Raw genomic sequence first — 22,574 nt, 5'->3', positions numbered from 1 at the left:
CGGATTTGTGCTCATTTTTGGGAAATATGGGGATTAAATATACACATACTTGCTCATTAGAGTCGAAAATATGCCGAGTTGCCGCGGCGTAGTTCGACTGAAATCGTCCACATCTGGTCCGACCGTCGTGGTTCCCGACCGTCTCGCTATCGACGCGATCCGTGGCGCTGAGTACGGTAGAATCGTCGGTTTTCGTGAGGGGTGTTCCTTACCGATTCGACTGAATCCGGTCTATCCGTTCGCGTGGATGGAACTGATTTGCCGATTCCGTCTGGATTCGAATCCAACCCGGATAGATGCCGACAGTCACGTCGGTAAGCGTTTTCCCATCGGTGAAAACGATGTCCGCACTTTTGAACCCCGCCAATTGTTCCGTCATGTCTAGTACTCACCGCGTGCGTAGATAAGCATCCGCAAAAATCCGAGGACGACTGCCAACCCGCAGCCTTACTCGTACAACGGGTTCTCGTCGCAGAGTGCCTGCACTTCCTCAGCGACTTCGGCTTTCACGTCCTCGTCGTCTACGTTATTGATCACGCGTGCGATGAGGTCGCCGACGCGTTCGATGTCCTCCGTATCGAACCCGCGGGTCGTGAGCGCGGGCGTTCCGGCGCGGATTCCGCTGGCGACGAAAGGAGAGCGTGTTTCGCCCGGGACGGTGTTCGCGTTCAGCACGATTCCGACGTCTTCGAGCGCCGCTTCCGCGTCTTTGCCGGTGACGTCCTCGTGGGATTCGCGCAAATCGACGAGCACGAGGTGGGTGTCGGTGCCACCGGACACGAGTCCGAACCCGTGGTCCTTGAGCGTCTCGCCGAGCACTTCGGCATTCTCGACGGTTCGTGCGGCGTACTCCTCGAACTCCGGTTCGAGCGCTTCTTTGAATCCGACCGCCTTGCCAGCGACGTTGTGCATGAGGGGACCACCCTGCATGCCGGGGATGACCGCCGAATCGACGGCATCGGCATACTCATCGTCGCACATGATGATGCCGCCGCGTCCCGACCGAATCGTCTTGTGTGTCGAACCGGTGACGAAGTCGGCGATGCCGACCGGCGATGGATGTTCTCCCGCCGCCACGAGGCCAGTGATGTGGGCGATGTCCGCGAGGTGGTACGCGCCGACTTCGTCCGCAGCCTCCTGGATTCGCTCCCATTCGACCGTCCGGGGATACGCCGAGTAGCCGGAAACGATGATGTCCGGTTCGAACTCGACTGCGTGGTCGTATATCGCGTCGTAGTCGAGGTATCCGGTCTCCGGGTCCACCTTGTACTGTTCGACTTCGTACAGCTTTCCGGCAAAGTTGACTTTGTGGCCGTGGCTCAGGTGGCCACCGTGCGTCAGGTCGAGCGAGAGGATCTTGTCTCCCGGTTCGAGGACGGCGAGGTAGACGCCCATGTTCGCCTGCGATCCGCTGTGGGGTTGGACGTTGACGTGCTCTGCACCCCACAACTCCTTTGCACGCTCGATGGCGAGCGATTCGACGGTATCGATGTGCTCACACCCGCCATAGTATCGCTCGCCGGGGTACCCCTCGGCGTACTTGTTCGTTAAGGTGCTGCCCTGTGCTTCCAGCACTGCCTCGCTAACGAAATTCTCGCTGGCGATCATCTCCAGCGTGTCGCGTTCGCGTTCGACTTCCGCTTCGAGAGCATCTGCGACTGCCGGATCGACCGCCCGAACGTCGTCGTACTCCATGTGCAAATCCGGGATACCACGGCGTATAAGTTTACCTCTCGGCTAGTCGGGTTCGTCCCCGACAGAAATATAAACTAACGGTGAGATACCGTTCTTATTACCGGTATGATAGAATGGGAGGAGACGGATACCGGCCTTCGGGCGTTCGACCGGACGAAAACCGGGATATCGATATGCGCGCCTGATTGGCAAAGTGGGGGACAGGAACAGGGAATCGATAGACCCATCGACGAAACCGTTTCGGGATACGCGTCGAAAGTTCAATTCCCGCCGAATCTGGTAAGTCTTACCGAATTACAGTCGGACGAGAGACATTTCCATGGGGGCGATACAGATGACCTCGAACTCCCCGATGGCGAGTATTTGGCGAACATTCACGGAAACATCAAGACGTATCTCCGGTTTTCCGGTCCCGCGACGATCCGAAAAACCCCGGATTTCGACGCGTTGATCATCGAGTTCGACGGCAACATTCCGATAACACTCGGGTTTCGGAGCCACCACGAAACGCCCGTCGATACGATAACTATTCCACCGACGACTGACGGGTTGGCGACGGCAATTTCGTACGCCTCCTCGTCACATAAGACGACCGGCCCCGACCGTTCATTTCCGACCCTTCGGGGACACCCACCCCGGTTCGAGGTGGGCAAAGAGCTGCATATTCCGAAGGAAGTTCGTACCAACAAGAAGGACGTCGGTATCGAAATCCGTGTTCCCGATGATCTTCGGACGCTGTTCGTTACTGCCCCCCTCGCGTACTACCTTCAGGCGAACCTCGTCGTGGAAACCCGCGCGACACCGGTTCTCGAAGTACCGTCAGTTAACTTCTCATATTCGTTCAGCTCGCTTCCGAGCTACCAGCACGAAGTGGCCGAGATGCTTCGACGGGTGTTCTTCCTCGACTGTCTCGTCCGCAACGCCGGTCCACATGGATGGAACCTCGCGGAACTACCGCTTCTCGACGAGTTGGATATCGATCGAGGGGAAACGTACGAAGCGACGCCCGCTGAGCAACTCGTTACCTACGACCTGATCGATTTCGACCAGATCAGCGATGAGTTGCCGGATTGGCATCTCTCCATGTATGTCGAACCCTCGTTGGAGAACGTCTCGACGCTTCCGTATCTGCTTTCGAACCTCAGCCTCATCTACCTGCCTGACTCCTCCGATTTGAACCCGAACGAACTGTTGGATGCCTCGCTCGGCGATTTTTATCGGAACGGACCGCAGTTCTCGACCCCCGCTCAGCGTGCCGTTGCAGGCGACGGGTTGTATCGGGTAACCCGAACGGAGGACGTGAGTGCCGTCGAACGGATCAAACCGACGTTGCACCGCGGCCGCGTTCACGGGTGGCTCGCCGACGGCGTTCCCATCGACGTGTTCAAAACCGATCCCAGTGCCTACGAAAACCGATTCAAGTATCTCGACCGTGAGAGTGACGAAATCGAAGTGGCGCTGATACTGAACGACGAGGGAATGGATGCGGAACGGGAGGACGCGGCGGACATCTACTTAGACCGTGCGAAAGACCTTCCCATCGAGGTCACCGTCCACGAACACTTGACGCGCGATGAACTCGCCGACCTGTTCGAGACGCCATGTGATTACGTCCACTATATCGGTCACTGTGAGGAGAGTGGCCTCCGATGTACGGACGGCAACCTCTCCCTCGAGAACATCGATGAAAGCAACGTTCAGACGTTCTTCCTCAACGCGTGTGGTTCGTACTACGAGGGAATGGAACTGATCAGAAAAGGGACCGTCGCGGGTGCGATCACGTTCAACAAAGTGTTGAACAAGCAGGCCGCCAGAGTCGGCATCTCGTTTGCACGGCTGCTCATTCACGGATTCAGCATCCAACACGCGCTCCAGCTCGCGCGGCGGCGTATCATGATGAACAAGGATTACGCTGTCGTCGGTGACGGTGCACACACTTTGACTCAATCGGATAACTATATCCCGGTCTCGGGAAATATTGAACGAATCGACGATGGATTTCGTTTATCATTTCAATCACTCTCAATATCCATGGTTGGAAGTTGTTACCAACCATATATTGACAGCAATGAGCAATTATATTTGCACGGTAACGATGCGTCTTTCATTTTGAATACGGACGAACTCAGCTCGTTTCTCAAACGGGCTGAAATGCCGATGCTCTACGATGGGGAACTGTATTGGTCGGAAGAAAACGAGTTACTCGATCAAATTAATCTAAGCTAAGGTCCTTGCGTGCCGCCCGATCCTGCGAGGGGATCTATCGGAGTGTTTTGGATGTACGAGTAGCCCAGCGCGAAGCTGAAGGCGACATTCAATACTTTTGGATGTCCTGCGAGATACTGCTGAATTTCACTTCGCATGTCACATGTTGATACCTCACAAGCATACTTCATTCTTTCGGACTGTTAGCTGAAGGTGTAATTGGTAACTATCGATTACTCTCCGTATTCATCACGAGGAGTGTGTTCAGCACCGCCTGTATGTGTCGAAAAATATCAAACGTGATGTTTTCGAGCGCTGTCGGATCGGATTCCGGAAGTTATAGTATTTCGAAGAGTTTCCGGTTTTCAGGGTGGTATTATACGAATTCGGCGGTAATAATTACGTCATTGACTAATTGTTCATGCTACATAACCTATGATTTCCGTTGATTTTTCCCGTTAAAATTAAATAGATGAATCTCGTCCGACCGACTATGGAAACAAAATCGAACCTCTTGAACCAAAGCGTCCACGAAATCCTTCGTGCCGTTATCGACGAAAATCCCGAAGTCATGGTCGTCGTCAACCCGTCCGCTGATGCTATCGAAGAACTCATCGATGCAGCGACGGATTACGACGGCGATCTCCCCGAGATGCGCATGCTCGCGGACGAAGCTACGTTGAAGGACGTGATGGAGGACTTCATCATCGCCAGCAACGCTGCCGACCTCATCGACGAAGGCGTTCTCACCCTGCGAACGACGGACGATTCCTCCGGGAACTCCCTCCTCGTCACCGACGACGTGGTCATCGCACTCGTCACCGCGGGCGACCGCGTGGGCGGTCTCACCTCCGACGACGGCGACTTCGTCGATGCTGCCTACGGAACGTACACATCCCACTGGGAAGACGCGGACGACTTCTCCCTGCGCACGCCCCCGATCACGCGTGTCCGCGAGACGCTCGGAGAAGAGATCAGCCCAGAGGCGGAGGACGACTTCAACAGCGTTCTCTCGTCGCTCGAAACCGCGCGCGGTGACGGCGATGGTCTCGATGAAGTGACTATCAGCCTCCTCGTTGCGGCGAAAAACGAAGCCCTGCTCTACGACATCAGCAAATGGGGCGAGGATGTCGGTATCGCCAGCAAAGCGACGTTCTCCCGCACGAAAACCAAGCTCGAAGACATGGGCCTCATCGGTACGGAAAAGGTTCCCATCGACGTCGGCCGTCCACGTCTCCGTCTGAAGCTCGCCAACGATGAACTGCAGACCGCGGACACCGACCAGCTTGCGAGCGTCGCGCAGGGTATCCTGCACTAAACTCCGAATCCCTCCGTTTTTTACATCCTCTAGCGATTGCTATCCGTCGCCCTTTTGCCAACTGCCCGTTTCGTCTCGCGCATGAGCACCTTGCTGGGCGTCGTCGGGACCGGTCCTGCGGCCGACGCTGTATGTGCCGCACTTTCGGATGCGGACGGAACTGTCACCGAAATCGAGGCGAGCGACGTGGCCGATGTTGATTTCGCCGTGGTCGTCGGCGAAGTCGGTTCGAAGGATTTCGGTCGTGCAAACCGTTCAGGAACGCCATGGCTGGCCGTCGAACTGGGGGGTGTCGGCGGATATCCGCTTCCGAACGTGGACGCCGCGGTTTCGGGTTTCGAAGCTGAAACCGCGTGCTTCGACTGTTTGCGAACGCGTGTGGCATCGAATGTGACGGACGATAGTACCGGCGTCGCCGGTACTATCGATACTGCGACCGCTCGATTCGCCGGGGCGCTCGCTGGACGCGAAGCGGTGACGCTTCTCGCCGGTGGTGAATCGGCTGTTCTCGGCGGTATCGTGGAACTGCCGCACGCCGAGCGTCGATTGCTTCCGGTTCCGAACTGTCCGACGTGTGGCAACGCGCGTGACAGAACGCTCGGTATCGAGCATACGGAACGAACGCTGGACGAGGCGGTCGCACACGCGGAGATCGCGCTGGACGAAAGAGTCGGGGTCGTCCGGTCGCTCGGCGAGGTTTCGTCGTTTCCGGTGCCGTACTACTTGGCAAACCTGTGTGATACGACAGGGTTTAGCGACGCTCACGCCGCGGAGCAGTCGGCGGGCGTTGCAGGCGACTGGAACGAAGCGCTGATGAAAGCGCTGGGTGAAGGGATGGAGCGGTACTGTGCGGGCATCTACCGTGAATCGACGTTCGGCGTGGCACGACCATCGGACCTCGAAGACGCCATTTCGCCCGCCGAATTCGTCCGACCGACTGGATGGGCGGACCCGAGGAACGACGAGTTGGCGTGGGTTCCCGGGCGGAATCTCGGTACGGGCGACCCAGTTCATCTCCCAGCGGAGTTCGTCCACTTCCCGCCCCGAAACGCACGATTCAAGCCAGCGATAACGACGGGGTTGGGTCTAGGTAACTCCAGTACGGAGGCCCTGTTGTCGGGGTTGTACGAGGTGATAGAACGCGATGCGACGATGCTCGCGTGGTACTCGTCGTTCGAACCGCTCGGACTTCGAGTCGAGGACGATAGGTTCACCGAACTCACGAAGCGAGCGCGTGCGGAGAACTTGGACGTGACTGCGCTCCTCGTAACCCAGGACGTGGACGTTCCGGTGGTCGCTGTCGCAGTGCATCGGGAGGACGAGTGGCCGAAGTTCGCAGTCGGGTCGGGGGCGGACCTCGATCCGGACTCGGCGGCACGGTCCGCGCTCGCGGAGGCGCTCCAGAACTGGACGGAGCTGAACCTGATGGGGCCGGACGAGGCGGCGAACGCCGAGGGGTCGATCGCTCACTATGCTGACTTCCCGGAACCGGTTCGCGCGTTCGTCTCCCCTGATACGACGATTCCGAGCGAAAGCGTCGGCAATGCGGTTCCGTCGGGAATCGACGAACTCCACACCGTCGTTTCCCGGGCCGCCGAAGCGTTTTCCGTGTACGGTGCGCGTCTCACGACGCGAGACGTGGAAACGCTTGGGTTCGAGGCAGTACGCGTCCTCGCACCGGAGGCACAACCGCTGTTTACCGATGAAGCGTTCTTCGGCGAGCGCGCTCGTGTCGTTCCGGATGCGCTCGGATTCGATCCGAAACTCGACCGGGAACCCCATCCGTATCCATAATGTGAGCCAGTTGTACTGTGCTAGCGAAACACACAGTATTTATGTTGGATGTGGTCGTATCTGCCGAACTGGTGGACTATTAATCATGCATGATTTGCCGTATACGTCGGTTTGGGTGATAGTATGACGACCGAGTTCGACCTGACCTGTGCCACGTGTGGGTCACCGTTATCGAGAAAGAGCGTCTCGGTTGACCGACTCGGTTTTCGTAACGTCGGGTCGGTCGATGTCGCGGCCTGCCGAAACTGTGGCGACCAGTATTTCCCCGAATCGACGCTGGAACGTCTTCGTTAGATCCCGAACGCGGCTCGAAGCATGTCGCGCGTTCCGGGGCCGAGACCGACCGCGAGGATAGCGATAAGCAACAGGATTGCATAGCGAGGGCTCTCCTCGAATATCCGTTCGTCGAACACCCACACGACTGCGAGCGCGGCGACGATTTTGACGAGCAGGAACGGCCATGCCGTACCGATGACGGACGTTATCGATGCCGGGAGGACGGCGGAAGTGATATCGATGATGCCCCGGTTGACCGGATGCTTCGCGGTGTATTCACCCGCTAGTCCCAGCGCCAGCGCCCAGTCGAGGACGGCGACGTTGGCGACGCCGTCCACCGCGTGACCCCAAATGATGACCGCTCCGATACCTTTGGTTCCGGCATTTACTTCGGGCGCGAACCGTTCGACTGCTGCCCACGTAATCGCGGTGACCAACGTCGCACCGCCGAGAACGACGACGAGGATTTGTGGAAAGAGGTTGACTTGTTTGGTCGTGACTGCCAACACGAACAGATAGCCGACGGTGATGGCGAGCACGACCGTTCCGATTCCGGCGAGCGGATACTCGTACTCGTCGACGATTCCCCTGCGCGCCAGCGCGACACTCGCGACGACTGCGGCCAACGTCATGGCGAAGACGGTAAAGTAGATGATGGGGCTGATGATGAGCGTGTTCCAGGGGAACGGAATCGCTCCGTTTCCGGCCTGCTGAAGCGCATTGTCGGCGTCTTCGACTACACGGAGAGCGCCGCCGAACAGCATGAAGGGAAACAGGGCATAGAAGAGACTCCTGTCGCGCCCGATGTCGAGTCGGCGGAGGAGAAAGACAAGTCCGAGCAACGCGACGATGAGCGTTACCGCGTAGCCGACTTCCGATACGAGCGTGTAACCCGGTTCCGCGACCGGTTCCGCGAGTCCTGCACATGCTCCACGGTCATAGATGTATTTGGTCGCTCCGCCCACGCGAATCGCACACTCCGCGCCCTTCGCATCGGCCGCGACCGGTCCCCAAAAGTAGTGCCAAATAAAGCCGTCGTACACCTGTCTTGGGAATGCGAGTGCGCCGCCGACGAGTGCGACGACCGTGACGGCGACGACTCCCGCCCAGGTTCGTTCGTTATCTATTCCCTCGCTTGCAGTGTCCATACCGCACGAACCGGAGCGAGCGCGTTTTATAGTTCCGGTCTATTCCGGGTCGTCGAGGACGAGCGGCAATTCCTCGCTCTCGAACGGTGACCCGAGAACCACCATCGTCTGTGAGCGGGCGAACCCATCCATCTGGGCGATCGTGTCGAACATCAGTTCGCGGAGGCTGTCCGCGTTCTCGGCGTACACCCGTACCATCACGTCCCACGACCCGGTCGTGAGATGGACTTCCTGAATTCCATCGATGTCTTCGAGTTTTTTGAGCGTGTCCTTTTCCCGACCCTGTTCGACGCGGAGGCCGACGAACGCGGAGATACCGAGCGAGACTTCTTTCGGGTTGACGTTGGCGTGATACCCGGTGATCACTCCGGCTTCTTCCATCCGGTTAACCCGGTCGTGAACCGTCGCGCTGGACATGTCGATCTGTCGGGCGATTTCGCTGAAGGGCGTCCGAGCGTCTTTTTGGAGTGCGTGGAGGATAGCGCGGTCCGTGTCATCCAGCTTCATACCGCTACCGAAATGCCCCACTACTAAATATTTGTACCACTCGCCGGAATGCGATCGCAGTATTTCGAACTGCGGACGACCGTCGTTCTATTCTCTACGGTAGGCTTCGGCTTCGCGGGCCGCGGCGAGCACCGCTTCGTGAGCCTCCCCGTTGGATGCGACCAGCCCCCTTCTTTCGGTCGTCCACCGGTCCCCGTGAATGTCCGTTACTCGCCCACCGGCCTGTCGAACCATGTGCACACCTGCCACGGTGTCCCACGGGTTCGGTTCGACGTTCGTAATGGTGCCCTCCAACGCGCCGCTTGCGACCATTCCAAGGGCGATTTGGGCACAGCCGAATCGACGCATGTCGCCGAACCGTTCGAGAATCCCACGAACTGTCGCGCTGTATTCGTCCCGGCGGTCGAAGTCCCACCAGATGGTCGGGCAGACGGTGAACGTCTCCGGGTCGGTGCGGTCGCTGACCGAAACCCGTTCGCCGTTCAAGTACGTCCCCTCCGCGTCTGCCGTGTAAACGTCTCCGAGTGCCGGACAGACGTTTGCGGCGGCCACAGTCTCGCCGTCGCGGACCGCGGCGACGCTGGTCGTCCATATCGGTATCCCGCGGACGAAGTTGTTCGTGCCATCGATGGGGTCGATTATCCAGACGTCGCCTTCCGCCGGAACGTCCTTCAGTGCGTCCTCTTCCTCGCCCACGACCGCATCGTCGGGATACACCTCCTGAATCACGTCGATGACTCGGCGTTGGCTCTCCCGGTCGGCTTCGGTCACCACGTCGGTTTTGTTCGCTTTCGTTTCCACCGCGAGGTCGGTTCGAAAGCCGTCCAGGGCGATTTCGCTTCCCGCCCTCGCCGCACGTTCGGCGAGTTCGGGTCGTGATTCGGTCATGGTTCGACAGGTGAGGTGGGATGGAAAAGGAGTGTCGTTTTCAGATTCGGAACGTTTTAACTTACCCAGTGCAGAATAACGAATGCGTGCGAGGGTAGCCAAGCTCGGCCAACGGCGGCGGACTCAAGATCCGCTCCTGTAGAGGTCCAAGGGTTCAAATCCCTTCCCTCGCACTCATAACAGAGTGCAGGAAGACCGCATCGGAGCGCTCTTCCCTCGCAAAAACCTCATAAGGGCCAACAAACAGGCTCTCGCAAAACCTTCTACGAAGCCGACGATGTGGGTAGAGAGTTCTTTGAAACGAGACTGGATTTCTCCGGCCAGATCCACGTCCCTGCTTCTGTTGCGATGGGAAACGACGTCTATTCTTGCCGTCGGGAATTGCCGACACCGAACAACCGCCACCGCACCGCGACCGCCCATACTCTCCCCATCGACCCCTTCGCTCCTTCGTCGCTCAGTCGTCCCTCCGGCGAGCATCGTCCGTGAGAGCTTTCTGGGCCACTACCGTTGAACCAGAAGAACCAGTGGCTCTCCACGAGGGGGTTTTCCGGAGCACACATAGCACGCCGTTGGACCCGACGAGGACAAATACTCCATCACGGAAATCACTGCCAGCGGGCGAACGTTAATGAGGCCTGACCGACAAACACCAGCTATGAGTACTGACTCCGCCCAAGGTGGGGAAACCCCACAAATCGAGGTGACGGAGACTGCCGCCGAGCAAGCACTGAACCTGCTCGAAAGCGAAGGTCTCGACCCCGGGGTAGCGGGACTGCGTCTGTTCGTCCAACAGGGTGGCTGTGCCGGGCTCTCCTATGGAATGCGGTTCGACGACGAACCGGAATCCGACGATACGGTGTTCAACCACCACGACCTGCGAGTGTTCGTGGACCCGGCGAGCATGAACTACATCGAAGGGAGCGTCGTGGACTACGAAACCGGTTTGCAGGGCGCCGGGTTCCACGTGGATAACCCGAACGTGGTGTCCGAATGCGGCTGTGGTGAAAGTTTCCGCACGTAATCGGCTCGGGACCATCGTTCGCAGCGCGGGCGAAACCTGTGGTGTCACTTTTCGACGCTCGTCTTCCGGATAGCGGCCGCTGTATGGCTGCCTCTCGTTGTCTAAAAAGTGAGGTTTCCCGCAGGGTCCCGTCTTACTCTTCGAGTTCGAACGCAACCGTCACTTCGGCTTGGTACTCCCTTCCTTCGACGGAGGCGACTTCGACGCCGAGGTGGTCCACTTCGACCCATTTGACGTTGTCGAGCGTCCGCTCCGCTCGATCGATGGCATCATCGGCGGCGGCATCGAAGCTCTCATCACTCGTTCCGATAAGCGTGATTTTCTTGAACACCATGGCATGTGCTGTTTTCCCGTCTCAGGTAAAAGTCGCATTGGCCGTTCGTCGGTATGTTTGCTGGGGGTCAGTCATCTCGTCGCTGGTGCTCCGACACTCGCATTTTACTATCGAGACGGTCGTTGATGGCTCCAACGACGTCGGAGAGGTAGGCAGTGCCCCAAATCGCCGTAATGAGGCCACCGATCGTGTCGAACATGAGGTCCAGCATCGTGTCGTCGAGGCCGTACTGCGTCAACACCGCTCGCCCGCCGAAGACGACCGCCAGTCCGCTCACGCCGAATTCAATGACCTCCCAGATGACGCCGAAGGCGACGACGAACATGAGGATGAAGACGAACATGAATCGGGGTGGAAGGTACACGTCCTCGTAGTGGGCGTCTACCGCCCGAACCGTAGCGTAGCCGACTGCCGCGACGAGTGACGCCGACAGGACGTGCGTGACGTGGTCCCACCACCAGACGTTCTGGTAGGGACCGAGGGTACCCACCGCGTGTAAGAAAACGGCGGTCGTAATCCACAGCGTGAGTCCTGCATCCATCGGAATCTGGTAGTCCCGTTCGATGATTGCCGGGATGTGCATAATGGCGAACGCCACTGCGGAGTTGATCATGATTCCGAGGTTGCCCTTGTACAATCCGATGAAAAAGATACCGACGAGGCTCAACTCCATCACACGCGTCAACTGACGCTGCCGTCGGTTCGAAATCCCGAGCCGTTCACGAACCCTCATTCTATCTGCTCCTGCAGATCGCTCGGGAGGCGCGCTTGCGCCGGTGCGACCCGCCGGAAGTACAGTTCGAAGACGATGCCAGCGACGATGCCAACGACCGTCGCATAGACGAAATCCCACATGAGTAGCTGTTCGCTCCTGATGAACGTCGTGCCGAGATATACGTCGGACAACCATTCGATGACCGCCAACACGCCAGCCGTCGCAATCGTCGCGATGACGACGAACAGGATAGCAAACCAGTGTGTCATTCGAACGGGCGTGAAAACGTGCAGTTCGACGGCGACGATGAGCGCGAGGGCGGCCACCGAGAGATAGGTGGCTACCCGCGTGGTGAGCGCGAGCGTTGCGAGCGCGCGCCCGAGGACTGGAAGCGCGGCGAGTAGCAACACTTCCCACGGGAGCATGGCCTCTGCATTCCGGTAGGCGAGCGGCGGAATAACCGCCAGTGTGAAGACGAACCCGGTGAATATCGCCCACAGGAAATCCGCACGAAGCAGACTCGCCACAGCGACTGCAAACAAAAACACGACGAGAACCCATCCGAGACCGGCGTTGACGCGCTCGTCCTCGACGAGTGCGTCCATCCGACTGCTTCGCTGTGTCATATCGCTCGATAAGTGTGCGACCCGTAAGAAAGGTTAGGCTGTGATGTAGGCACCGGCGTACGCCAGTATCGCGAACGTAACCGCCGCCATTCCTGTGCACAGCCACGTTTTGGGGTCACGCTCCACGTGGAACGGTTGGAGTGGGTACAGTTTCGGACCGACGCCCACGGCACCGACCGCGAGCACCGAGAAGACGAAATGGTACGATACGTCCAGCGTCGGTGCCGGGAGGAACACGACTGCCAGCGCGTACCCTGCGCCAAGCGTTGCTCGCCCGTGAATGTGGCCCAGTAGACGTTCGTCGTGACGGTGGTCATCCCGAACGTGGAAATATACCACCACGGCGAACCACGCCATCGTTAGCTCCAACGCGAAAATGGCGAGCAAGTTCAGCGTCGGGTCGGAAAGCAAAGCGATCCGAGAGTGGAGGAGCACCGTGTCGAACGGGTAGAGAAACTGTGGCGGTTCGCCGGTAAACAGGTCGCCGAAGGGGTGCGATAGCAGGCCAAACGCCGCTGCGACCAACAGTGCCCGTGGTTCGAGGTCGGTACGCCGCACTGCAACGAGTGCGACTGCGGATCCCACCAGCACGAAGATGAACATGACTCCTGCGCCGATGACGCCGCTTTTCGCGAACGCAATCCAGACGAGTATCGAGAGGACAATCGTGCCAATCGCTCGTCGAGAGCGGTCTCCAGTAATCAAAACGAACCCCGGAGCGGCGATGAGTGCGACGACGAGCGAGTGTGTTACCGCTCGATGGGCGAGCTGTGAACTGCCCCAGAATGCGGCCGTCATCGTCCAGACACTTCCGAGCCCGGCCTGTGCGAGGCCGATTACTGCGTATGTCATGTCGACGTCGGGAACCGTCGCAAACGCACCCGCGACCACACCGAACAGTAGCGCACGCTCCGTGGGCCAGTATCGGTGGGCGACGAGCGCCGTTAACGCAAAGGCTAACAGGGCGTGGCCGACCATCATGGATGTTCCCCTTCGCGTTCAGCAAGCATAAACTTCTCTCCCAAAATTGGTGGCGCTACCGGAACAGGCCGTCCCGGTGACCCGTAGAAATCGCTCGTGAGAGTGACTGTACGGATCGTTCGAGAACCCACGTCGTGTCTTGGACGCCCGGATACGATGTACTCACTGTCGGTTGCTACTAAAAAATGCGACCTTAAAACGACTGCTGTAGTGACGATTGCTGTTGGGTGGGCGTTCCGATTTGACCACTCTGCAGTTCGTCTAGCAGTCGGTAGGTCGAATCGACGGCTCGGGATAGCACGGACGCACACTCCTGACAGTGCGCGTTCGAATGCTGTATACACTCGTCCGCACATTCCTCGGCGGCGCGTGCGAACACTTCCGCGAGTTCCGGTCCGAAGACCGAATCGCGGGCGATGAGCTTCGCGTTCAACGTTCCGAGGTCTGCGACGTCGCGACAGAGTCGGATACAGTTGGCCATCTGTGGCCCTTCGTCGATGCACTGGTCGGCACACCAGTCACATACTTTCGCGGCCTTCTCGAAGTCCTCGAGTGCGATTCGCATCTCACCCGGCAGTTGGTCGTCGAACTGGCCAACCTGTCGTGTCATTTGCTCCTGACCGGTCTGCTGCTGCTGCCCGCCGGTCATCTGTGTCTGCTGTTGTGGCTGGCCGATCTGTTGCTGTTGCGGTTGGCCATACTGCTGTTGCGGTTGGCGATACCGTTGTTGTTGCGGTTGACCGTACTGCTGACTCTGGCCGTACTGTTGTTCCATCTGTCCTCGTGAGTGCTGCATGTCTCTCTGGCGTGTCATTGTTTTTCACCACCCAGCAACGTGCTGGGATATCCTTGCCTACACTGATAACCCGGATAAACCGGGGAGACCGTTTCCTACCGTTTGGAAACCGTTCGCCTGGAGAAACGCTACGTTGTCCGGTTCAACGACGCGTTGGCTATCGGGTTCCGGGAAGGCGGGATTTTTGTGACCCCACGTGATACTGTGGCCCATGGAAAAGCCCACGGTAGACGAACTGACACCACCCGACAGAACGCTGATGGGACCCGGCCCGAGCGAAGTACATCCCCGCGTACTTCGAGCGATGAGCACGCCGTTGGTCGGCCATTTAGATCCGTCGTTTATCGAGGTAATGAACGACGTGCAAGACCTGCTCCGATACACCTTCAGAACCGATAATAAGTGGACAATTCCGGTATCCGGCACGGGGTCGGCCTCGATGGAAGCCGCGATCGGTAACCTCGTCGAACCCGGAGACACGATGCTGGTTCCGACGAACGGTTACTTCGGCGGGCGCATGGAATCGATGGTGACCCGAGCAGGTGGAAACGTCGTTCACGTCGACGCTCCGTGGGGAGAACCGCTCGACCCGATAGACGTCGAAGCCGCGTTCGAGGAACACGACCCGGACGTGTTCGGATTCGTCCACGCCGAGACGAGTACCGGGGTGCTTCAACCCGACGTTTCCGAACTGACCAGCATCGCTCACGACCACGATGCGCTCGTCGTCGCAGACTGTGTGACCTCCCTCGGTGGTGTCGAACTGCGGGTTGACGAATGGGAGATCGACGTGGCCTACTCCGGGCCTCAGAAATGTCTTTCCTGCCCGCCGGGTGCGAGTCCGCTGACGCTCAACGACCGCGCGATGGAAAAAGTCCTCTCGCGCGATGACCCTACCCGATCCTGGTATCTCGACCTTAGTTTACTCGAAGGCTACTGGGGCGACGAGCGGGCCTATCATCACACGGCACCAATTACGAACGTCTACGCGCTTCGCGAGGCGCTCAGGCTTGTCGCCGAGGAGGGAATCGAGGCACGGTGGGAGCGTCACCGCGAGATGGCAGGTGCGCTCAAAGCGGGCGTCGAAGCGATGGGCATCGAAATGAACGCGCCCGACGATTACTGGTTGCCCAGTCTCAACGCGGTTCGTGTGCCCGCGGGGGTCACCGACACCGACGTGACGGACTACCTGCTGAAGCAGTACGACCTCGAAATAGCGACCGGACTCGGCGACTTGGACGGCGAAATATTCCGAATCGGTTGCATGGGCTACTCCGCACGGCCAGAAACGGTCTCCTATCTCGTGAGTGCGTTCGGCGATGCACTGCGAAAACAGGGTGCCGACGTCGATGTGGAGGCCGGATTGTCGGCGACGAGCGAAGCACTCGGTCAGTAAGACCAGTCGGCAAAAAATAGTCGCGTGGATCAGAGTCCGTCGTGGGTCGACGGATCCGAGACCAGTATCGTTCCCGTCCTTTCGACGGTCACTTCGTAGCCACAGTAGGTGAACGTCACGCTTCCAGAACTGTCAGTGTCGTTCTCTGACGAGGTGAACAGCGCGTTCAGTGCGTCCGGATCGATGGCGTGATAGAGCGGTTCCAAGGAATCACCGTCGGCATCCGTCGAACGAGGAATGACGTTTCGGTTGGAGACTTCGGAGACCGCGGAGAGGACCGCTTCACTCGGTGCCTCGTTCTGCGCTCGCTGATACCGGAACTGTTCGTTCCGGGGGTCGTTCGGTGTCGTTGCTTTGGGGGACATCTGTTCGCTCTGACGTAGCGGGCTGATTGGGGTATCGCCTTTCGTTGGCTATTCAATGTTTTAAGTATTCGAGGGGGATGCCAAAGTGTGGTCGAGGAGGTTGGTTAGCCCCCGCCGGCAGAGCGTCGAAGCGGCTTGGTCGGAGATGTCGAACTCCGCCGCGATCTCGCCGAGCGTGATTTTTCGCGGTATCTCGAAAAACCCGTTTTCCGCGGCGTAGAGTAGTATCTCTCGCTGTCGGTCGGTGACCCCGTAGGCAGTGTCGTCGGCGTCGTCCGTGCGATAGATGCGTTTGAGGCGAAACGAAACGTCCCGCTCCTCCATCGATTTGCGGAACGAACTCAGAACGCCCCGGTCCGGTATTCGGGCGCTGATGTGCGTGTTTCCGTCGATTACTTTCACTTCGAGAAACGTGATTCCGTACTCTATCGCCGCGGGATAGACCAGGGACGCTTCGCCCTCTTCGGAGAGCGCAACGCGATAGAGTCGCCGGTCGTTGCTCGTCGCGAGGATTTCGAACCCCTCGACGGTCGGGTCGGTCGGCAGCATTTCGTCGATGATTTCGAAATCGTCACATTCGACCCAGCAGACGAGAATCGGGGATTTTCCGGACCGAAGTTGCAAATCCTCTACATCGACGACTAATCCGGGAACCGCGTTTCTGGTTTCTCTGAGTATCGGCGTGGAGATGTCGAACTCGGCTATGAAGTCCATCGCTCTCCAGTGAGCACGAACTACGGACTGGAACCGTAAAACAGTACGGCGAGCTGCTCGCCGAGTCGGGTTTTTCTCGACGACGCTACTCGAACCGCTTTCGAACGCTTTCAGCGTGTGCTTCCAACCCTTCTGCCTCCGCGAGTGTGGTAATCGTCCCGGAGAGGGAGTCCAGTGCACCCTCGTCCAATCGCTGAACCGTGGTCGAGCGGACGAAAGTATCGACGGACAGACCCCCCGTGATTTTCGCCAGTCCGGTCGTCGGCAGTACGTGGTTCGTTCCCGACGCATAATCACCCGCCGCGACAGGTGTGTAGGGTCCCAAAAAGACGCTTCCTGCGCTCTCGATTCGGTTCAGTAGCTCCTCGTCGTTTTCGACCTGGATCGAGAGGTGCTCCGCGGCGTACTCCTCCGCGAAGAGGAGTCCCTCGCTCATGGACCGAGCGACGAATACGCCACTCGCGTCGTTGTCGAGCGCGGCCCGAATCACGTCTTTACGTTCTCGTTCGCCCGTTTGTTGGTCGATTTCCTCGACGACTGCTTCGGCGAACGCGGCGTCGTCGGTTACGGTGACCGCTGATGCGTTCTCGTCGTGTTCGGCCTGCGCAATCATGTCGCTGGCGACGTATCTCGGGTCGGCCGAGTCGTCCGCGAGGACGAGCAGTTCGCTTGGCCCGGCGAGGAAGTCGATTGCCACCTCTCCCTGTACTTCTGCCTTCGCCGCCGTCACCCATCGGTTTCCGGGGCCGACGACCTTCTGAACACGGTCGATTTGCTCCGTACCATACGCCATCGCGCCGATGGCCTGTGCGCCGCCGACGCGATACACTCGGTCTGCACCCGCGGCGTGAATCGCTGCCAGCGTGATCGTATTTTGTGGGTCGCCGGGCGGCGTGGCCACCGCGACCTGCTCTACACCGGCGACTTTTGCGGGGATGACGCCCATCAACGCGCTGGAGGGATAGGCAGCGGTGCCACCCGGCGCGTACACGCCGACGCGCTCGATGGGTCGGAATCGGCGGCCGAGCTCCCGCCCGTCGAACGTCTCGCGCCAGTCGTCCGGTAGCTGAGCCTCGTGGAACTCGCGGATGTTGTCGGCAGCGTCCTCGATCGCCTCGCGCACGTCCGCATCGATTTCTTCGTATGCACGTTCGGCTTCGTCCGTGATGTCGATGTTCCCGACTTCCACGTCGTCGAACTCACGGCTGAACTCCCGAACCGCGACGTCGCCCTCGTCGCGCACTCGTTCGATAATGTCGCGCACGTCGCTCCGGATGCTCTCGATTCCGGCATCTCGGTCGAACAGCGCGCGGCGCTCGTCCGGCCCGAGGTCCGCGATATCCTTCGTGTTCATGCGTTGGTGTTGGTGGGGGTGGAAAAAACGACTTGCGCTCTCGGATGGCGTCCGAATGGCTTTGCTCGCGGGGTTGTTCGTCTCCGCGCCATTCGTTGGCGATCGTACCCGTCCAGTGAGGGATGGTTCCGATTAGCACCAGCCAAGGGCCGGGATTCGTGGCGATTCTCACGGGATCCAAGAACGGAATCACAGCCACAAAACGCAACCCGACCTGCTAGCACGAACTGACTGTTTCGAAGTACCCTTCCGACGTCTCCTTCAGCGTGCTCGTGTAAGCAGGGTACCCGAGATAGTCGTCCGATCCGACGGCGTAGTACGCCCCGGTCGAGGTGTCCTGATACGCTCGGCCAGCGGTGCCGTGGTCGTAATTGGTCGCCGATCCGCAATAGCCCGAAAATCCATCGCCGACCGTGACCGTCACCGAATCGGTATCGGTGGTTCCGTCGTCGTCGGTGACGGTGAGCGTCGCCGTGAACTCGCCTTCCGAATCGTATGCGTGACTGACCGTTTCCCCGCTCCCGGTCGAACCGTCGCCGAACGCCCACTCGCAACTCGCTATCGACCCGTCGGAGTCGGCCGACCCGCTTCCATCGAAGGTCACCGACTCGCCGGTTGTGGTGGTACTCGGGGTTGCGCTAGCGCTGGCCGTCGGTGCGCTATTGTCGCCGCCTCCGCCGGACCCATCACGGGGGTGGTCGGCGAAGAAGTCCCAGATGAGTTGGCTCGCATCCGGGCCGCCGGGTGCGGTGTACGCACCGCCCTGTGCGCCGCCCGACCATGCGTGGCCCATTCCGTCGATCATCCACTTCTCGACGACGGTCGTGCCGCTCCCGTCGTGATACTCCGAGACGGTGTAGCTGAACGACTCGGACTGGCCGTTCGTCGTCACGTCGGCGGTGTAATCCGTGCTTTCGTCGTCAACACCGTCCGCCGCGAGGTCGTTCGTCTGTGTGGCTTGTTCCGTGGCTTGATGGCCGTTTTTCGGGTAGACGGTGTAGTCGTCCGTTCCGTGGAAGACGACGGTCGGTACCGTGTCCGTGACGCCGTTCGATTCCATCGCCTGATATGCTTCGGTACCTTGCTGTTGTGGGTCGGGGCCGCCCTGGGTCATCGCCGTGTTCGCACCGCTCACGTTCTCGGCGGCGTCGTATTCCAGACCGGAGTGAATCCCACCTGCGGCAAACACGTCCGGGTAGGCTGCCAACAGATTCGGCACCATCGCTGCGCCCGCGGAGAGTCCCGCGACGTACACCCGGTTTTCGTCGATCGAATGATTCGACATCACGTTTTGTGCCATCCCGGTGATGAGCGCGGCTTCGCCGCTTCCACGCGTCGTGTGTTGGTCCTGAAACCAGTTCCAACATTCGTTCGCGTTGGCGCTCGACGTCTGGTCGGGATAGATGACCGCGAACGTATCGCGCTCGGCAACCTCGTTCATTTTCGTCTCGTCTTTGAACTGGTCCGGATTCTGCGTACAGCCGTGAAGCATTACGACGAGGGGAATCGCGGACCCGCCCGCACCGGTTGGGATGTACTTCGTGTACGTTCGATCGTCGTAGGATTCGGTCGTATACGAACCCGGTGCCGCGCCGGCCGAACCGCCGAAAACCGCACTCATACCGACTCCGGCACTGACCGATTTCAACAGGGTTCGTCGCTTCATGCGAGTTCGTCGTTCCGTCGTCGTTCGTCGCTCCATTTTCATTCGCTCCTCGTGTGTTGGGCGAAGAACTCCCACATCCGTTGGTTGGCGTCAGGCCCGCCGGGTGCGGTGTACTCCCCACCGACAGTGCCGCCTGACCATGCATGGCCCATCCCGTCGATTTCCCAGTATTCTACCAGCGAATTGCCGGACTCGTCGTGGTACTCGGAGACGGTGTAGCTGAACGATTCGGACTGGCCATTCGTCACCGAGTCAGCCGTCGTATCGACGTTGTCGTCGTTTCTGCCGTCGGATGCGAGGTCGTTGGTCTGAATCGCCTGAATCGTCGCTTGGTCGCCGTTTATCGGTGCGACCGTCCTGTCCGCCGTCCCGTGGAAGACGATGGTCGGAAGACGACTCGTGATACCGTAGTATTCCATCGCATCGTACGCGTCGATACCCTTCTCATAGGGGTCCGGTCCACCGTAATCCATGGCCACCGTCGCACCGCTCGCACTGTCGGCGGCGTCGTATTCGAGTGCGGAGTGGATGCCCCCGGCGGCAAAAATATCGGCGTACTCGGCGAGCAAGTTGGGGACCATCGCCCCACCCGCGGAGAGGCCAGCGACGTACACCCGTTCTTCGTCGAGGTCGTGAGCATCTATCGTCTCCTGCGTCATTCCCGCGATGACCGCGGCTTCACCGTTTTCACGCGTCGTGTTCGAATCGTAGAACCAGTTCCAGCACTGCTCGCTGTTACGCGCGTTGTACTGGTCGGGATAGATGACCACGAAGCCCTCCCGATCGGCCACCTCGTTCATTCCCGTTTCGACGCGGAACTCGTCGGCGTCCTGTGTACAGCCGTGGAGCATCACGACGAGTGGGGAATCCGTCCCCGCAGAATCGGGGACGTATTTCCAGTAGTCGAACCCGCTGTAGTAATGATTCGTGTACGACCCTGCCGCCGCTGCAGTCCCTCCGCTCCCGATGATTCCTGTCGTGGCAATCGTTCCGCTGATTGACCGCAGGAATGTGCGTCTGTCAAGTTTCATGTTATGGCGATACGTACCAATGTCATCGAATAAAATCTAACCAGAGGTTAATATGTAAATATAGGGTTGAAGCGAAAAGGAAATTCCCACGAACTACCAGTATCGCCTACTATCGGTTGTACCGCCCGAGAACGGTGTGTATCGCACCGATCAGTGTGTTACTGGGGTCCTGGGAGAGTTCCCAGCACATCATTCCGCCGAAGCCGTTTCGACGAACGTACTTCGCCTTCTCCATGGTCGAGTGACGGTCGTCGTAGGTGACGAAGACGTCGTCCTCTTTGGAGTACAGCCACGGCACCCGCGCATCCGGATGCCAGTGATACTGATAATGTGGTTTCGTTTTCAGGTTCGTTCGAACGTCGTCGTACGTCCGAGTATCGGCCCCATCGAACGGTTGGAAGAGACCTCTGTTTTCGTTCGTGACACCATCGAAGACGAATCCGTAGAACGGCGTTCCGAGAACGAGTTTGTCGCGCGAAATCGGTTGTTCGGCCCAATACTGCATGGCGTGGTCGACGGTGAGCAAGCGCTGCCAGTACGTCGGGTCGTCGTAGGCGGCGTACAGCGGCGCGTTGAAATTGGTCTCGGAACTCCAACTGCCGTAGAAGTTGTAGTTCATCACGTTGATGAAATCCAACACGTCCGCGATTTTGTCCACTTCCAACGGGTCGATGTTCGACGGGATAGGTGCCGCCGCGATGCTGAGTTCGTATGTCTTACCATCATCCTCGCGCTCGGCTTCGTCGAGTTGTCGCCGCAACTCCTCGAGAAGTAGTGTGAAGTTTTCCGGGTCCTCCTCCCGAACCGAGCCGTCGGGATACTCCCAGTCCACGTCGATACCGTCGAAGTTGTACTTTCGCATGTGCTCGATAGCAGTCCGAGCGAATCGTTCGCGATTTTCGGGCGTCAAGGCGGCACTCGACATGTTACTGCCGAAGTCCGCAATCGAGAGCATGAACGATGTCTCGGGGTGTTCGTGTGTTACCGCCTCGAACTGTTCGAGGACCTCCGGTGCGGAATCACCGACTACGGCGAGTTTGACCTCGCCGTCGGCCTCCGTCTCGAGAAACGCGTAGTTCAAATGTGTCAGGTTATCGTATGGAACATCGTGGGGTGTGTAGTCTCCCGCCCACGAGGGGTAGTAGCCGACGATCCGCTTGGTCGTCGATGGTCGGTGGTGGTCGTCTTCATCATCTTCATCAGCGCCGCTCGCCCCGACAGTCCGGGATGCGAGCGGCGTCGCCGCCAGCAGTCCTGCACTCTGGAGATATCGTCGTCGGCACGTAGTCACGTTTTTGTTTCGCATTGTATTCTTATAATTAAGAATTCATATAAATGGAGTACCTAGCATGATAATCGTTGACGAAATAGATGACGAGACGCATCGCTCACGAATCGTTGAATGTCGCCCGGAACACTAACTTCCAGCCTCATCCCGAGGCAGCGTGCCGCGTCGGCTGGCAAACCCTCGTGCCGGGCGGGTGGATAGAACCACCGAGCGCCGAGACGCAGTTACCATCCCGGCGGGCGATTTGAGAACCGCCACGTTCGAGCCGGTTCGACCGGCTCAAAGGGTGATTTGAGAGTTCACCGAACTCGTTGAACTGTCGCGCGCCCGGGTTCTCCGCTCGGTCATCGCTCCCAAAGTGGGATTACTCCGGCGGGGACTAAGGCGCGCAACGGGACGGTAGGTGACGAGTCCGATAAGGCCTTTCGGGTTGTCCCTACCGGACGGTGTCAC

At 59.0% G+C, this 22,574-nt stretch carries 24 protein-coding genes and 1 tRNA gene; 8 read left to right on the top strand and 17 right to left on the bottom strand.

Going from position 1 to position 22,574, the window contains the following annotated elements; all coding sequences use genetic code 11:
* Positions 1–208 precede the first annotated feature (208 nt).
* Both OOF89_RS02090 and glyA read right to left on the bottom strand, forming a co-directional pair.
* Positions 209–379 carry a hypothetical protein gene (locus OOF89_RS02090; protein ID WP_266078007.1) on the bottom strand — a complete coding sequence of 57 codons (171 nt, stop codon included), beginning with the start codon at positions 377–379 and terminating at the stop codon, positions 209–211.
* A 68-nt stretch (positions 380–447) separates the two neighbouring features.
* A complete protein-coding gene (gene glyA, locus OOF89_RS02085) occupies positions 448–1,695 on the bottom strand; it encodes a serine hydroxymethyltransferase (RefSeq protein WP_266078006.1) in 1,248 nt (415 codons plus the stop codon).
* Between the two features lie 105 nt (positions 1,696–1,800).
* Between glyA and OOF89_RS02080 the strand changes: the two genes are divergently transcribed.
* The 4 genes from OOF89_RS02080 to OOF89_RS02065 all read left to right on the top strand — a co-directional run bounded on the left by OOF89_RS02080 (position 1,801) and on the right by OOF89_RS02065 (position 7,306).
* Positions 1,801–3,921 carry a hypothetical protein gene (locus tag OOF89_RS02080; protein ID WP_266078005.1) on the top strand — a complete coding sequence of 707 codons (2,121 nt, stop codon included), beginning with the start codon at positions 1,801–1,803 and terminating at the stop codon, positions 3,919–3,921.
* A 472-nt stretch (positions 3,922–4,393) separates the two neighbouring features.
* Positions 4,394–5,218 (top strand): transcriptional regulator TbsP, encoded by an 825-nt coding sequence (tbsP, locus tag OOF89_RS02075; protein ID WP_407661577.1) that lies wholly within the window; start codon positions 4,394–4,396, stop codon positions 5,216–5,218.
* Between the two features lie 81 nt (positions 5,219–5,299).
* Complete coding sequence (locus OOF89_RS02070) at positions 5,300–7,012, top strand: YcaO-like family protein (protein WP_266078003.1); 1,713 nt, start codon at positions 5,300–5,302, stop codon at positions 7,010–7,012.
* Positions 7,013–7,135: 123 nt separating this feature from the next.
* Positions 7,136–7,306, top strand: coding sequence for a hypothetical protein (locus OOF89_RS02065; protein ID WP_266078002.1), 171 nt, complete (start codon positions 7,136–7,138; stop codon positions 7,304–7,306).
* Here the strand turns inward: OOF89_RS02065 and OOF89_RS02060 are convergent.
* The 3 genes from OOF89_RS02060 to OOF89_RS02050 all read right to left on the bottom strand — a co-directional run bounded on the left by OOF89_RS02060 (position 7,303) and on the right by OOF89_RS02050 (position 9,831).
* On the bottom strand, positions 7,303–8,436 hold the full coding sequence (locus tag OOF89_RS02060) for a DUF63 family protein (RefSeq protein ID WP_266078001.1): 1,134 nt from the start codon (positions 8,434–8,436) through the stop codon (positions 7,303–7,305). The genes OOF89_RS02065 and OOF89_RS02060 overlap by 4 nt on opposite strands.
* A gap of 39 nt (positions 8,437–8,475) precedes the next feature.
* Positions 8,476–8,943, bottom strand: coding sequence for an Lrp/AsnC family transcriptional regulator (locus tag OOF89_RS02055; RefSeq protein WP_266078000.1), 468 nt, complete (start codon positions 8,941–8,943; stop codon positions 8,476–8,478).
* An 87-nt stretch (positions 8,944–9,030) separates the two neighbouring features.
* Positions 9,031–9,831 carry an inositol monophosphatase family protein gene (locus tag OOF89_RS02050; protein WP_266077999.1) on the bottom strand — a complete coding sequence of 267 codons (801 nt, stop codon included), beginning with the start codon at positions 9,829–9,831 and terminating at the stop codon, positions 9,031–9,033.
* A gap of 88 nt (positions 9,832–9,919) precedes the next feature.
* Between OOF89_RS02050 and OOF89_RS02045 the strand changes: the two genes are divergently transcribed.
* Positions 9,920–10,004 (top strand) — tRNA-Leu (locus OOF89_RS02045).
* A gap of 189 nt (positions 10,005–10,193) precedes the next feature.
* Here the strand turns inward: OOF89_RS02045 and OOF89_RS02040 are convergent.
* Positions 10,194–10,394, bottom strand: a complete 201-nt coding sequence (locus tag OOF89_RS02040; RefSeq protein ID WP_266077998.1) for a hypothetical protein — start codon at positions 10,392–10,394, stop codon at positions 10,194–10,196.
* Positions 10,395–10,489: 95 nt separating this feature from the next.
* Between OOF89_RS02040 and OOF89_RS02035 the strand changes: the two genes are divergently transcribed.
* Positions 10,490–10,855 carry a HesB/IscA family protein gene (locus OOF89_RS02035; protein ID WP_266077997.1) on the top strand — a complete coding sequence of 122 codons (366 nt, stop codon included), beginning with the start codon at positions 10,490–10,492 and terminating at the stop codon, positions 10,853–10,855.
* Between the two features lie 133 nt (positions 10,856–10,988).
* Here OOF89_RS02035 and OOF89_RS02030 read toward each other — a convergent pair whose 3' ends face one another.
* The 5 genes from OOF89_RS02030 to OOF89_RS02010 form a co-directional block, all read right to left on the bottom strand.
* A complete protein-coding gene (locus OOF89_RS02030; RefSeq protein ID WP_266077996.1) occupies positions 10,989–11,189 on the bottom strand; it encodes a dodecin in 201 nt (66 codons plus the stop codon).
* Between the two features lie 67 nt (positions 11,190–11,256).
* Positions 11,257–11,922 carry a hypothetical protein gene (locus tag OOF89_RS02025; RefSeq protein ID WP_266077995.1) on the bottom strand — a complete coding sequence of 222 codons (666 nt, stop codon included), beginning with the start codon at positions 11,920–11,922 and terminating at the stop codon, positions 11,257–11,259.
* Positions 11,919–12,530 carry a hypothetical protein gene (locus OOF89_RS02020; RefSeq protein ID WP_266077994.1) on the bottom strand — a complete coding sequence of 204 codons (612 nt, stop codon included), beginning with the start codon at positions 12,528–12,530 and terminating at the stop codon, positions 11,919–11,921. Before OOF89_RS02020 ends, OOF89_RS02025 begins: the two co-directional genes overlap by 4 nt.
* Positions 12,531–12,563: 33 nt before the next feature.
* Positions 12,564–13,511: a metal-dependent hydrolase gene (locus OOF89_RS02015; RefSeq protein WP_266077993.1), complete on the bottom strand. Its 948-nt coding sequence runs from the start codon at positions 13,509–13,511 to the stop codon at positions 12,564–12,566.
* Positions 13,512–13,704: 193 nt separating this feature from the next.
* Positions 13,705–14,325, bottom strand: a complete 621-nt coding sequence (locus OOF89_RS02010; RefSeq protein ID WP_266077991.1) for a four-helix bundle copper-binding protein — start codon at positions 14,323–14,325, stop codon at positions 13,705–13,707.
* Positions 14,326–14,518: 193 nt separating this feature from the next.
* Here OOF89_RS02010 and OOF89_RS02005 point away from each other — a divergent pair, with 193 nt between their 5' ends.
* Positions 14,519–15,703: a pyridoxal-phosphate-dependent aminotransferase family protein gene (locus OOF89_RS02005; protein ID WP_266077989.1), complete on the top strand. Its 1,185-nt coding sequence runs from the start codon at positions 14,519–14,521 to the stop codon at positions 15,701–15,703.
* A 29-nt stretch (positions 15,704–15,732) separates the two neighbouring features.
* On the opposite strand, the gene OOF89_RS02000 is transcribed toward OOF89_RS02005, so the two are convergent.
* The 6 genes from OOF89_RS02000 to OOF89_RS01975 all read right to left on the bottom strand — a co-directional run bounded on the left by OOF89_RS02000 (position 15,733) and on the right by OOF89_RS01975 (position 22,139).
* On the bottom strand, positions 15,733–16,068 hold the full coding sequence (locus OOF89_RS02000) for a HalOD1 output domain-containing protein (protein WP_266077988.1): 336 nt from the start codon (positions 16,066–16,068) through the stop codon (positions 15,733–15,735).
* Between the two features lie 60 nt (positions 16,069–16,128).
* Positions 16,129–16,782, bottom strand: a complete 654-nt coding sequence (locus tag OOF89_RS01995; RefSeq protein ID WP_266077986.1) for a helix-turn-helix domain-containing protein — start codon at positions 16,780–16,782, stop codon at positions 16,129–16,131.
* A gap of 85 nt (positions 16,783–16,867) precedes the next feature.
* Complete coding sequence (gene hisD, locus OOF89_RS01990; RefSeq protein ID WP_266077985.1) at positions 16,868–18,136, bottom strand: histidinol dehydrogenase; 1,269 nt, start codon at positions 18,134–18,136, stop codon at positions 16,868–16,870.
* 217 nt (positions 18,137–18,353) lie between these two features.
* The gene (locus tag OOF89_RS01985; protein ID WP_266077983.1) at positions 18,354–19,844 is read right to left on the bottom strand and encodes an extracellular catalytic domain type 1 short-chain-length polyhydroxyalkanoate depolymerase; all 1,491 of its coding nucleotides are present in this window, start codon (positions 19,842–19,844) and stop codon (positions 18,354–18,356) included.
* On the bottom strand, positions 19,841–20,833 hold the full coding sequence (locus OOF89_RS01980; RefSeq protein ID WP_266077981.1) for an extracellular catalytic domain type 1 short-chain-length polyhydroxyalkanoate depolymerase: 993 nt from the start codon (positions 20,831–20,833) through the stop codon (positions 19,841–19,843). Before OOF89_RS01980 ends, OOF89_RS01985 begins: the two co-directional genes overlap by 4 nt.
* 109 nt (positions 20,834–20,942) lie before the next feature.
* Positions 20,943–22,139, bottom strand: coding sequence for a glycoside hydrolase family 18 protein (locus tag OOF89_RS01975; RefSeq protein ID WP_266077979.1), 1,197 nt, complete (start codon positions 22,137–22,139; stop codon positions 20,943–20,945).
* 65 nt (positions 22,140–22,204) lie between these two features.
* Between OOF89_RS01975 and OOF89_RS01970 the strand changes: the two genes are divergently transcribed.
* Complete coding sequence (locus tag OOF89_RS01970) at positions 22,205–22,369, top strand: hypothetical protein (protein ID WP_266077977.1); 165 nt, start codon at positions 22,205–22,207, stop codon at positions 22,367–22,369.
* Positions 22,370–22,574: the final 205 nt, after the last annotated feature.

This window comes from Haladaptatus caseinilyticus (assembly GCF_026248685.1).
GTDB lineage: Archaea > Halobacteriota > Halobacteria > Halobacteriales > Haladaptataceae > Haladaptatus > Haladaptatus caseinilyticus.
Note: the sequence above shows the minus strand (reverse complement) of the source record. Positions and strands in the feature narration are given on the sequence as shown.